The sequence below is a fragment of the Exiguobacterium sp. s101 genome (assembly GCF_018617835.1).
GTDB lineage: Bacteria > Bacillota > Bacilli > Exiguobacteriales > Exiguobacteriaceae > Exiguobacterium > Exiguobacterium marinum.
This window is the reverse complement of record NZ_JACSKX010000005.1, coordinates 128,379-140,890: the sequence shown is the minus strand read 5'-3', so window position 1 is coordinate 140,890 and position 12,512 is coordinate 128,379. Positions and strand designations below refer to the sequence as shown.

General features: G+C 45.2%; 11 protein-coding genes and 1 pseudogene. 4 read left to right on the top strand and 8 right to left on the bottom strand.

Going from position 1 to position 12,512, the window contains the following annotated elements; genetic code table 11:
• Window positions 1-61 precede the first annotated feature (61 nt).
• From KNO76_RS06420 to KNO76_RS06410, 3 genes are all read left to right on the top strand, one after another.
• A complete protein-coding gene (locus KNO76_RS06420) occupies window positions 62-1,390 on the top strand; it encodes an MATE family efflux transporter (RefSeq protein ID WP_214883758.1) in 1,329 nt (442 codons plus the stop codon).
• Window positions 1,374-3,665 (top strand): bifunctional glutamate--cysteine ligase GshA/glutathione synthetase GshB, encoded by a 2,292-nt coding sequence (gene gshAB / locus KNO76_RS06415; protein ID WP_214883754.1) that lies wholly within the window; start codon window positions 1,374-1,376, stop codon window positions 3,663-3,665. The genes KNO76_RS06420 and gshAB overlap by 17 nt, the downstream gene beginning before the upstream one ends.
• A gap of 119 nt (window positions 3,666-3,784) precedes the next feature.
• Window positions 3,785-4,285 (top strand): SRPBCC family protein, encoded by a 501-nt coding sequence (locus tag KNO76_RS06410; protein WP_214883751.1) that lies wholly within the window; start codon window positions 3,785-3,787, stop codon window positions 4,283-4,285.
• A 45-nt stretch (window positions 4,286-4,330) separates the two neighbouring features.
• Here KNO76_RS06410 and KNO76_RS06405 read toward each other — a convergent pair whose 3' ends face one another.
• From KNO76_RS06405 to KNO76_RS06385, 5 genes are all read right to left on the bottom strand, one after another.
• Window positions 4,331-4,702 (bottom strand): YidH family protein, encoded by a 372-nt coding sequence (locus KNO76_RS06405; RefSeq protein ID WP_034770829.1) that lies wholly within the window; start codon window positions 4,700-4,702, stop codon window positions 4,331-4,333.
• 8 nt (window positions 4,703-4,710) lie between these two features.
• Window positions 4,711-5,355 (bottom strand): response regulator, encoded by a 645-nt coding sequence (locus KNO76_RS06400; RefSeq protein WP_034770826.1) that lies wholly within the window; start codon window positions 5,353-5,355, stop codon window positions 4,711-4,713.
• Window positions 5,342-6,367 carry a PAS domain-containing sensor histidine kinase gene (locus KNO76_RS06395; protein WP_251127909.1) on the bottom strand — a complete coding sequence of 342 codons (1,026 nt, stop codon included), beginning with the start codon at window positions 6,365-6,367 and terminating at the stop codon, window positions 5,342-5,344. The genes KNO76_RS06400 and KNO76_RS06395 overlap by 14 nt, the downstream gene beginning before the upstream one ends.
• 159 nt (window positions 6,368-6,526) lie before the next feature.
• Window positions 6,527-7,087: a hypothetical protein gene (locus KNO76_RS06390; RefSeq protein WP_214883745.1), complete on the bottom strand. Its 561-nt coding sequence runs from the start codon at window positions 7,085-7,087 to the stop codon at window positions 6,527-6,529.
• Between the two features lie 16 nt (window positions 7,088-7,103).
• On the bottom strand, window positions 7,104-8,297 hold the full coding sequence (locus tag KNO76_RS06385; RefSeq protein ID WP_214883742.1) for an FAD/NAD(P)-binding oxidoreductase: 1,194 nt from the start codon (window positions 8,295-8,297) through the stop codon (window positions 7,104-7,106).
• Window positions 8,298-8,621: 324 nt separating this feature from the next.
• Between KNO76_RS06385 and KNO76_RS14290 the strand changes: the two are divergent.
• Window positions 8,622-9,803 (top strand): annotated as a pseudogene (locus KNO76_RS14290) (TsoY family (seleno)protein).
• Window positions 9,804-9,845: 42 nt separating this feature from the next.
• On the opposite strand, the gene KNO76_RS06370 reads toward KNO76_RS14290, so the two are convergent.
• From KNO76_RS06370 to KNO76_RS06360, 3 genes are read right to left on the bottom strand one after another with little or no spacing between them, the layout of a single operon-like run.
• On the bottom strand, window positions 9,846-10,910 hold the full coding sequence (locus KNO76_RS06370) for a threonine aldolase family protein (RefSeq protein WP_214883733.1): 1,065 nt from the start codon (window positions 10,908-10,910) through the stop codon (window positions 9,846-9,848).
• Window positions 10,911-10,965: 55 nt separating this feature from the next.
• A complete protein-coding gene (locus tag KNO76_RS06365) occupies window positions 10,966-11,946 on the bottom strand; it encodes a zinc-binding dehydrogenase (RefSeq protein WP_214883730.1) in 981 nt (326 codons plus the stop codon).
• Between the two features lie 2 nt (window positions 11,947-11,948).
• Entirely contained in the window at window positions 11,949-12,440 is a 492-nt protein-coding gene (locus KNO76_RS06360; protein WP_214883727.1) for a lactoylglutathione lyase family protein, read from the bottom strand.
• Window positions 12,441-12,512: the final 72 nt, after the last annotated feature.

Genomic DNA, 12,512 nt, shown 5'->3' with positions numbered 1-12,512 from the left:
TTTCACCCTGTGTTTATATATAACTAAATGGTTATATAAATAATTAAAGGAGTCTTGCTTTGTGAAAACCGTCGATTTGACGACCGGAAACGTACAGCGTGTCATCCTCACGCTTGCCCTTCCGCTCGTCGGCAGTTCATTGTTACAGTTTACGTATAGTCTCGTCGATATGTTTTGGGTAGGCGCACTAGGAAGTGATGCCGTCGCAAGTGTCGGTGCGGCCAGTTTTTATATCATGCTCGGACAGGCGATTCAATCGTTGATTGTCGTTGGCGCCGGCATTAAAGTGTCACAAGCTGTCGGGAAACGTGACCTGAAATTCATCCAGCGCTATGTTCGGGCCGGAAGGCGTCTAAATCTAGCACTCGGTCTCTCGTATGCCTCATTACTGATTTTTTTTGGTCATTCGTTGATCGGCTTTTTGAATATGAACGCACCAACTGTCGAGCGTCTCGCGTATGGATATTTGCTCGTCAGTGCGCCGATGCTTATTTTTTCTTTCTTCAACTTGCTGTTCGCCCGTCTATTCAGTGCCTATGGCAATACGACAACAGCGATGCGAATCAATGCGACAGGCGTCATACTCAACATGGTTCTCTCACCGATCTTCATTTATCCACTTCAACTCGGCGTCCTTGGAGCAGCTCTTGCGACACTTGTCGCCAACGTCGTCATGTTCGGGTTCTTCTGGCGTCGCGCCCGTTCATTGTTCAATTGGGATGAAGTCATTCAGCCGACTCGAACCGACTATAAAGAAATCTTTCGTCTCGGATTTCCGATGGCGACCCAACGGATTTTGTTCACCGTCATCAGCATTTTCCTTGCTCGCATGATTGGTTCGTATGGGACTGAAGCGATTGCAGCACAACGGATCGGGCTTCAAATCGAATCGATCGCTTATATGATGATCGGTGGACTGAATGGAGCAATGGCTAGCTATACCGGTCAAAATATCGGGGCTCAAAAAGTGGATCGTGTTTATGAAGGTTACCGCGTAACGACCCGACTCGGGATGGTCTATACGGGGTTCATCATGTTGTTATTTATAATCGTCCCGGATTTCCTCATCGGTTTATTCGTCGATGATGTTCGAACCATCGACATTGGGGCGAGCTACTTGCGAATTATCGGTATTTCTCTCGTCTTCTCTTCGATTGAAATGATCGGAAACGGCTACTTCTCAGGACTCGGATTACCGAAAATCCCTGCGACGATCTCGATCATTTTCACAGTGGCCCGTATCCCACTCGCATTGTTACTTGAGCCTTATCTCGGAATCGATGCCATCTGGTGGAGTATTGCCATCTCAAGTATCATCAAAGGGCTTGTCTCCGCCCTCTTTGTCCGACTAACGAAAAAGGAAGTGACTTCACTTGCAGAAGCAGTTTAATCAACTACCCCATCGTCTCATCACGAGCGGAAAGTTTGCCATCGAGCGGGAAATGTTGCGGGTCAAGTCAGACGGCACACTCGCTATTACGAAGCACCCAAAGTCACTCGGTCATAAGGCAACGCATCCATATATCACGACCGACTTCTCTGAAAGTCAAATCGAGCTCGTCACCCCGACGTTTCCGACGATTGAGGGGGCACATCACTTTTTAGAAACGCTTTATGATATCACTGCGCTAAACATAGGCGACGAACGCCTTTGGCCACAATCGATGCCATGCGCCTTACCGGAAGGCGGTATGATCCCACTAGCTGACTTTGGTGTGTCCGGACTCGAGGCTAGTCGTTACCGGGAGCATTTGCTCCAAAAATATGGTGCGAAAAAACAACTCATTTCCGGGATTCATTTCAATTTTTCGTTTTCCGATGAGATGTTGTCCACACTATACGAAGGGTCTCCTGAGCAATATCGACACTTTAAAGATCACCTTTACTTGAAGCTGGTTCGCCAATATTTACGGATGCGTTGGCTCATCGTCTATTTGCTCGGCGCTACCCCGGCTGTTCATGCGAGTTATGAAGAACGATGTGTCAGCCAGATGCAAGCGCTCCATGAAGATACCTTTTCAAATAAACAAGCGTTGTCCTATCGAAATAGCGACTGTGGCTATACGAATGTCGAACCACTTTATCCAAACTATAGGACACTCTCAGCATATACAAATGATGTACGTCGATTCATTGCCAAAGGGGAGATTACACATCCAAACGAACTCTACTCCCCGATTCGATTGAAAACATCGAGAGGTGGCAACGACTTGGACAAGCTCGAGGCGAACGGTATCGACTACATCGAAATTCGCAATATTGATTTGAATCCGTTTGAAAAGACCGGGATCGCTCGTTCAGATTTACGGTTTCTTCATCTATTTTTGCTCTACTTGACATTTACTGAGGAGACAACTTATTTCGATTGGCAGGCTGAAGCGTATAATAACCAACAACGTGTCGCCAAAGAAGGCATGTCTCCCACGAACACATTGACTCGAGATGGTGACGACGTACAACTACACACGTACGCGACAGAACTTCTCGACGCGATCGATGCGTTCGACACGAAATATGACCTCGGCTTCAAAGATGTCTTCCCCTCTCTACGAGAAAAAATTGATCACGTGGACATGACGTACGCTTCTCGATTGAAGACGATTATGACCGAGACGGGTTATAACGCGTGGTCTCTGGCCCAAGCCGAACACTTTTATGAGGACGCGTATGCAAGTCGTTTTCGTGTACATGGTTATTCCGACCTTGAGTTGTCTACTCAAGTATTAATGAAATCTGCCATCAAACGGGGGTATCGTGTCGACGTCATCGATTGGTCCGATCAATTTATCCGCATTCACAACGGCAAATATGAGGAGTACGTCAAACAGGCAACAAAGACATCAAAAGACAATTATGTATCAGTCCTGATGATGGAAAACAAAACGGTAACGAAGTATGTACTCGCTGAACACGGAATTCGTGTCCCTGAAGGTGTAGAACTTCATAACGAATCTGATTTATCGCATGCATGGCACCTGTTTTCACATAAACCAATCGTCTTAAAACCGAAGTCCACGAACTTCGGCGTAGGCATTCATATTTTTAAAGACGGAACGACTTATGAGGAAGCACTATCTGCATTTCAGTATGCGAGAACATTTGATGATGTCGTTTTACTGGAGACGTTTTTACCTGGAAAAGAATATCGCTTCCTCGTCATTGGAAACGAAGTTGCCGGTATCCTCCATCGCGTCCCGGCAAACGTCACAGGGGACGGCGTCTCTACCATTCGCCAACTCGTTTCTACAAAAAACGAAGACCCCTTACGTGGAAAAGGATATAAGACACCACTCGAGAAAATTGAAATTGACGATATCGTCATCTCGTTTTTATATGCTCAAGGCAAGACATCGGACAGTATTCCAGCTCTCGGTGAGCGTGTCTTCTTGCGTGAAAACTCTAACATTAGTACAGGTGGCGACAGTATCGACTATACAGACCAAATTCCTGACGTTTATAAACACATTGCTGTCGATGCCGCTAAGTCGGTTGGCGCTACGATTTGCGGTGTCGATATGATGCTCCCATCTCTTAATGATGAGCACATTGAATACGGCATCATCGAGTTGAATTTTAATCCTGCCATCCATATCCATGCGTTCCCCTATGAGGGAAAAGAACGACCAATTGGCGAGATGTTGCTTGATTTGTTGTTTCAGGATTGAGTACGTTTGTTTTGGAATATATGGATTGGGCATATCCAAATAGGAGCTCCGTGACGAAACTCGCTTCTTTTCCGAACTATTAGATGTATAGCAGATTCACCCTGAGAGGAGAATGAATCATGAGTACGGTTAAATCACATGTAGAGGGTACGACACTGATTACGGAACGTCTGTTCAAGGCACCACGACAACTCGTGTTTGAAGCATTCTCGACACCAGCTCATCTAGAGAAATGGTGGGGACCAACCGGATGGGACACGAAAGTATACAGTTTCGACTTCAAACCAGGCGGGATTTGGCATTACTGTATGACATGTGTCGATCAAAATCAAGGTGACTTCTACGGTATGGAGTCCTGGGGGAAATCCACCTTCATCGACATCGACCCCTACTCGCGAATCGTTTATACAGATGCGTTCTCTGATGCGGACGGTCATGTCAATCCAGATTTCCCTGTCATGACCATCACGAATGAATTTCTCGATACACCGGAAGGCACGCTATTCATTAGCCGCTCCGAATTCCCGAATGAAGAGGCTCTCCAACAAGTGGTTGATATGGGGGCCGTCGAAGGGTTCACATCCCAACTCGATCGTCTTGAAGCGATCGTGACACAGTAACGAGCAAGGCACCGACCTCGTAATAGAGACGGTGCCTGTTTTCGTTTAAAATAAAAAGTAGCTCACTACGAGGATCAGTGAAAAGATAAAGACCATCCCAATCGCCAAAGCAATGAGACTCATCTTCGCAGATTTGAATTGTTGTGTGTTAATCGTATGCACTTTTTTCAAATATGAACGGGTACCTACAAGAATCGTGCTGATGCCGAACAAAATGGATAACATCCCGATTGCTGAAATCAATTGATGTTCTGCCCCACTTAAATTCTCGCTTCGATAATAATGAAAGTTCGTCACTAAAAACCCAATCCCGATCACGGTAATCGCAGTACGAATCCATGCCAAAAATGTCCGCTCGTTCGCCAGATGTTGCTGGATATATTGAGAATCTATCGTTTTTTCTACTTCTAACTTCATTCTTTCAATCATCCTTCCATTTCAATCAAATGATTCTTCAGAGCATATTGCACAAGTTCATGACGATGCTTGATTTGCAATTTATTCATGACACGTGCTTTATGATTTTCAACTGTTTTGGGACTAATCCCTAATTTCTCTCCAATCTCATTATGGCTATAGCCGAGAGTCGACAATCGGACGATTTCTAGTTCACGACGCGTCAATAACGGATGATTATTCTTTTGAAAGACAATCTTTTCAATATAATCCTCGTTCAACGAAGTAGCATAATATCGTTTCCCGTCAAATACGTGTTTGATTCCTTCTTCTAGTTGAGAAGGATCACTATTTTTGGACATATAACCAGGGACGCCCAGCTCGAGAGCACGTTTGATGTAAATCTCTTCATCGTGCATCGTCAGTAAGATCACTTTTACGGTGGGCACTTCCTCAGCGAGCGCTTTAACTGTCACAAAACCATCTAGTCCATTCGGCATCGTAATATCAAGTAAAATGACATCAGGACGTGTCCGAAGCGCTTCTTGGATAGCTGCTGACCCTTCTGTCGCTTCCCCGACTACACGAATGCGCTCATTCGTACGAAACATCAGTTTTAACCCACGACGTACAAGTTCATGATCATCGACAATTAATACATTAATCGGTTGCATAATAACCTCTCTCTCTCGGAACCGACACGGAAATTTGCGTCCCTTCCCCTACCGCTGTAACGATTTGAAACAAACCCTCAATCGTTTTCGCTCTCTCTTCCATATGACGTAACCCTAATCCTTTCGAGACGTTCAGCACATCAAAACCTGCCCCGTCATCCCGGAATAACAATTCAACTCGCCCGTCACGCTCGATTACCTGACAATCCACAATTGTCGGATTCGCGTATTTCATTGTATTTACGAGTGCCTCTTGGACAATCCGATACAAATTAATCTCCACAAGAGAATCGAATCGTGTCGTCAGACGAATGTCTGTATGAAACGCTACGTTTGGATAACGGGTCGCAAAACTATCAAGCAATACTTGTAATGCGGATTCGAGTCCAAATTGATCAAGCTCAATCGGTCTTAATTGCTTCGAGTAATTTCTTACATGATCCATCAGGAGACTTACTTCAGATAGGACGGACGTCAAATATTCTTTTTTATCCGGGTCTGCGACGTCTGATTGAAGAGCGCTCAACGCAAGGGTGATACTAAAGAGCGATTGTCCGACACCGTCATGTAGTTCCTGAGCCAACCGTTCATGTTCTTCCTCTTGTGCATGAATCAATTCCCGAACCATCTTTTCTCTTAAAGCATGCGCTTCTCGGCGCTTTCGTTCTGTGAAATCTCGTAAAACGAGCAAATAATATGTGGCTCCTGTTTTGGCATCATTTAGAATTCGAGCTGTATTCATCTCAACATCTACTAGTTTTCCGGAGTAAGTCGGCATTTCTGAAGAGAAGTATGGAGAACGTTCATGTTCAATTAAGTAACACCGTTCTTCACCTAAGCTCATTCTCCGTTTCTGACAAAAAGAACAATAAGGAACCGGTTCACCGACTTGCCATCCCGTCAATTGTTCGGCCGATTGGTTCATCGATATGATATTTCGGTCATGATCCATCACAATCACACCGTCTTTGAGTACGTCTAATATTTGGTGTTCAAAGTCACGCAGTGTCAACGTCATCCCCCCTCCGCACTCTTTCAGTTCTTATATCCATAATACCCCTATGGGTAAATAAACCCAAATGATGTACTTCACTTTCCCATGAAAAAAAGACGTGCACCGAGGCACGTCCGATTTCTTTTGAAAACCCTACTCATCACAATCCACTCATATTTAACGCTTGATTGTCCGTTCATTTAAGACATCAACAGTCGCTTGCACATATTTGAGTCCGTGTTGAACTGACGGTTCTTTAATCCATCGCATGATTGAGAATAGCGTGATGTGGCGGTCATCCTGTTCCACACGACTTTGTACTTCCGCCCACATATCTCGTGTCCATTCAACCTTTTCTTTCGCTGGCACAGCATACTCCTCAATCCGTTGGCCAATCATTTCTTTCGTTTGTTCATCGTGGTATACATCTTGAACAAACGTGAACATAGACTCAAGTTGATTGGTCACCTGTAACAACATCGGTAATTTTTCAATCAGCTCTATAGCCGATTCAAGCGTTTCGATTTGTATGTTGGAATTGTCGATGGCCGCGTCAACTTTTTCTTTCACCGTTTCATCTTTCATCGTCGCCATACCAAAATCAACAGCATCTTCCAAACGACGGAGAGACTGTTCGATTTTAGGTAGACGATCAATGAGTGCAATCAGTGCTTGCTCAACGTCGGATCTTGTCAGTACTGTTTCAACTGTTTGCTCTTCAAGTGCAGAACGTTCCATCACGATCCCTCCCTTCCTACATCGTCCCTTTCAACATGCCATTCCAGTACATAATCGGTAAAAAGTCTTTTTTCAAAATATACATGCTCCGTCTTTCTTTTGCTTGATTGAACGGCATAGATTCTTGTGGAACTTTATCATAATCAAACTCTGCGAGAATTAATGAACCATAGCCCGTGACAATCGGACAAGAAGAATAACCATCATAAGAAGCAGTCGGTAAATGACCGTACATCACATCCAGTACGTTTCGTACGACGACGGGCGCTTGCTTTCGAATCGCTGCACCTGTCTTCGATGTGGGTAGATTCGTACAATCACCTAACCCGAACACATTTTTAAATTGTTTATGTTGAAGTGTATGTTTGTCGACATCGACCCAACCACCGGATTCCGCCAATGAACTGTTCCGAATAAACGCCGGAGCTTGCATCGGTGGTGTGACATGAATCATGTCATAACTTATCTCAAACGATTCACCAGAATCTAAGTTTTCAAAAACCGCAATTTTTTCATCTGCTTTTATTTCCGTTAAATTAACCCGGAAATGCGTTTCAATCTGTTTTCGTTCGAGTACTTTCTCCAACGCATCCCGATACTTCGTAACATCGAAAATGGCGGGATTAGCCGAACCGAAGACCACTCGACTCGAATCACGAACTCCCGTCTTCGTTAAATACTCTTCAGCCAGATACATGATTTTTTGAGGGGCGCCCCCACATTTCACTGGAGAAGCCGGGTGCGTGAACAATGCAGTTCCACCTGTGAGCTTTTCGAGGGTATCCCATGTATAATCAACGTGTTCGTATGAGTAGTTACTGCAGACTCCTTTCGACCCAAGCGATTCTTTTAACCCTTTGACGCGCCCCCAGTCAATTTCAATACCTGGTGACACGACAAGAAAATCGTATTGAATCTTTCCGTGACTTGACGTTTCGACTTGATTGTTTTCAGGATCAAATGTCGTCACATGGTCTTGTAACCACGTCGCCCCATCAGGAATGAGTGAATCCATCGTGCGGGCTGACTCCTCTTTTTTGACAATACCTGCTCCGACGAGTGTCCATAATGGTTGATAATAGTGAGTGGTTTCGGGATCAATCAGTAAAACCTCATCTCTTAAATGATGTTTCTCTCGAAGCAATCTGGCCGCGACACTGATTCCCCCAGTTCCTGCTCCTACAATCACAACACGATAATGTGTACGCATCGTATGCCTCTCCTTCCTTCTTGCTATGTTTTCTTTTTTGACAAAACAGTGAACTTCTATACAACTTAAGCATATTTGAAAGCGTATACATTTTATATAGGGGAAGTCCCTCAATTTCCTTATGAATCAACACTTGACGCAACATGACACATAATATCTTCAAACAAAATATCAATATTAAACGTTATCAGGGGTGATGAAAATCACACAGACAGCCATGTCTATTATTGATGGATTGCCCTCAATTATATCCAACCCTCTTGACCCCACTATACCCTAGTGGGTATAAATTGATTATGTAATTTAAATGAGGAGTTTTTTATCATGTCAAAACAAACCTATCACCCATTATATTTTTTATCTGCTCTTGGCAACGGCGGGCTCGCTGTGTCATTTTTTATGTACTTTATGTTCCTCATACCACACCCTGATTCTCCACTACCTCACTTCAATCATTTACGTGAAACGTTTGAGGGCGGAGGAATCCCAGCTATTCTTGTCGTTCTCGTTTCATTGGTCATTATTGGCTTCTCGGCAAATCACTTCCGTCTGCTTGCATGGAATATCCGTTCATTTCGTAAATTCAAGAAAAGTGATCGGTATTCCAAAGTGAAAGGAACTCCTGGAGAAGTAGCTGTCATGGCAGAACCACTCACCTATGCGATGAGTGTCAATGTACTGTTTATTCTAGGTGCTTTGTTTGTTCCAGGACTTTGATCTAATGTTCAATCCTTACTACCTTTTGACCTCATTGCCTTCTTAATCATTGGTGGATATGCATTTACTCGTTATGTTCAGTACATCGCATCGGTTATGGTGAGTGGTCAAGTTGACGTTGAAAATATGAACCAATTCGGACAATTCTTAGGTGCTTTTTCGTTCGTCATGGTCGCAGTGGGATTAGCTAGTCCTGCCGCTATGTCAAAAATCCAATGGGTTTCTGTCAGTGCGACAATCGCCTCTATATTTTTTATGACACTTGTATGGGGGATTATTTTATTTTTCGCCAGAATGAGTCTACGAGCCATCTTCAGTAAAGGCTTTGCAAAAGCGAGCGCACCGACTATTTGGTTACCTATCCCGATTCTCACCCTTACTGGTATTACATTCGTTCGATTGAACTCAATGGTGTCACATCGCTTGCTAGAGATTGAGGTCAATGCAGCCTTTATGCTGATTGTACTCGGGATATTATTTATGGGGAGCACCGCGGTTGGACTAATCGGATATAGTGTATTACGTCGACTTGATTACTTCAGAAATCAGCCAGAGGGCGGAGCAAGTTTTGGTCTCATTTGTCCAGGTGTCGCATATGTGGTACTCGGAATGTTCTTTGTTCATTGGGGACTCGTTCAAAACGGCTTCTTGACTGTACACACGTGGATGCATTATATCGCTTTATCACCTCTTGTGTTCATACAATTTAAAACGATTCAATGGGTCGTGAAGTTGTCTTCTACGCATCTATCATCTGCCGCCGACAAATCCACACTCAAAGTCGCATGACAAGAACGCTGAAGAGAAACATCTCTTCAGCGTTCTTTATATTTATTTAGAGTTGAATTGCCTAAATACATCATCGAGTTGATTAGAGGTTATATGACTGTAGACATCCCCGATGCTGATTTCCGTTGAACAGTATCCATCTTTTTCTACGAGATGCCCTGTAATGCCAACCCCGGTTTCTTGTTGGATGCGTGCCATCCGCTCGCGCACTTCCTCTTCATCCCCTTGGAAATGTAAGTGGAACATATTCGTGACCGGAATAAGTGGGGTCGTCCAGACACCGTTGAGTTCGTTGAATCGTGCTGCCAATTGTACGGCAGCATCGCGATATCCCTGCATTTTGTCTTTTCGCAACTCATAATAATAATCCGAGGAAAGGATGTATGGATAAAGGCTGATCAAGTCACCGCCGTAACGTCGCTTCCATACTTTCGACGTCTCACAAAACGCCTTCGGTCCAGCAAGAATGGCACCGGCAATGCCACCAATTCCTTTATAGAACGAAACGTACACGCTATCGAAGAGCGCACATATCTCAGACGCTTCTTTCTCATAATACGGGAGCGATTCGAACAGTCGTGCACCATCCAGATGTAGATAAATCCGTTTGTCACGACAGTGTTCATGAATTGCCACAAGTTCCTCGAACGTTGGCAATTCTCCTCCGATTTCCCGTTGCGGAAGTTCGAGCAACAGACAGGCGATGTCCGGCAACGCTTGAATCTCTTCGAGTGTCATCAGCCTGTTTTCGTCCCCGACTAAAATCGGTTCGATGTGATGCAACTCTTTCAAGCCGTCCTGCTCATGGATTTCAAGGTGACAGAGTGGATGGTATGCGACCGCCTTCTTCCCTGCTTCATCACACCAAATGCGTAGCGCAATCTGTTGCGCCATCGTGCCACTCGGAAAGAATACCGCCGATTCTTTCCCAAGAACGTGCGCCATCTTCTCTTCGAACTGTTGAATCGTTTTGCCCTGTCCATACTGGTCACTCGGCTCATCTTCACGCACCTGTTCAAATGCGCGTTTCAATACCCCGACTTCTCGCTTCCCGTGACCGCTCAATTGAACGTTCGTCTGACGATACGTGTCGATCAATCGCTCCATTTGTTCCCCTCCTCAACAAATAAACTCCCTGTCAGTATAACAGGGAGCCACATACTCAGTCGCGAATCCGGACGATGAGTTTACCGCGCACTTTTCGCGTTTGTAGTTTTTCGAGACCTTCTTTCAATTGGTCGAAAGATAACACTTCTGTGACGAGGTCGTTCAGTTCACCCGCTTCAAGCAAGTGCATCAACTCTTCGGCCATATACGCCAAGTTGCGAATCGCATGTTCGTCCTCGCTCGCATGCGCCGCCCCGAGCGCCACCTCGTGAATCGAAGGGGATAATGTGAACCCTTTCATGTTCGTCATGTCTGGTGGACCGGCGATATAGGCGAGGTGTCCACTAAACGCGAGACGATCTAAGTCGGCGGTCGCGATGTCGCGACCGACCGTGTTCAAAATCAAGTCGACACCACGTCCATCCGTCTCTTCCATGATTCGTGCCGTCACGTCCTCGACGTTGTAGTCGATTGCCACATCCGCACCAAGCGACTCTACCCATTCAACGTTCTCGGGAGATGCCGTCGTGAAGACCTTTAGCCCGAGGCGTTTTGCGAGCTGAATGGCAAAGCCACCAACACCACCTGCACCAGCATGCACGAGAATCGTTTCTTTATTCCGTGTATTCAGTTTCTGCATGACCGCTTCATACGCTGTCATTCCAGCACATAAAATCGAGGCAGCCGCTTCGTCGCTCACACCTTTCGGAACGACCGCACATGCCCGGGCATCAACGACCGTATACTCAGCGAACCCTCCATATTTCGAAAGATCCGTATGAACGGCCACACGCGAACCGGTAATGATGTTGGCGATACTCGAACCGACCTCGACGACTTCTCCAACGAGATCGACACCGAGAATGTGTGGATAAGACCAATTCGGATTGCCATTCGATCCGACTTTATAATCGATCGGGTTCAAGGCGACCGCCTCGACACGAATCAATAATTCTCCGGCTTCAGGTGTCGGTCGGTCGATTTCTCCAATATGCAGATGATCCAGACCAGGTTGGTCGAGTAGCCATGCTTTCATGTTTAATAAGCTCCTTCCGAATACGTAAGTTCGTATGAGTGTGAATAAATTTCAACGAGGTTACCGAATGGATCTTCGCAGTACACCATGCGATACGGTTTTTCGCCTGGGTAGTACTCACGAATCGGCATCCGTTGTTTGCCGCCATGAGCGACAATCTTCTCGACGAGTCCTTCGATATCAGGGTCTTGTACACAATAGTGGAAGATCCCTGTCTTCCAAAATTCGAAGTTGTCTTCTGGTGTCTCGTTATTCGGGAACTCAAATAACTCGATTCCAATCCCATCTCCCGTTGACATGTGGGCAATACGGAATTTGCCCCAGCCTGGTCCGAAGACGTCAGTACACATCACTCCGATTGGTGAATCGTCCTCGATGACGTCTGAAGGTGTCATGATGGTATACCATCCCATCACGTCCTCATAAAATGTAACGGCCTCGGCTACGCTCGGTACAGAAAGACCGATGTGTGAAAATGTTCTTGGATACGTCATGTTTCATCTACTCCTTTTTGTTTGCTCAATTTGTCGGATAACGATAAGATACTGTCATTGAAGCAAGAAAAA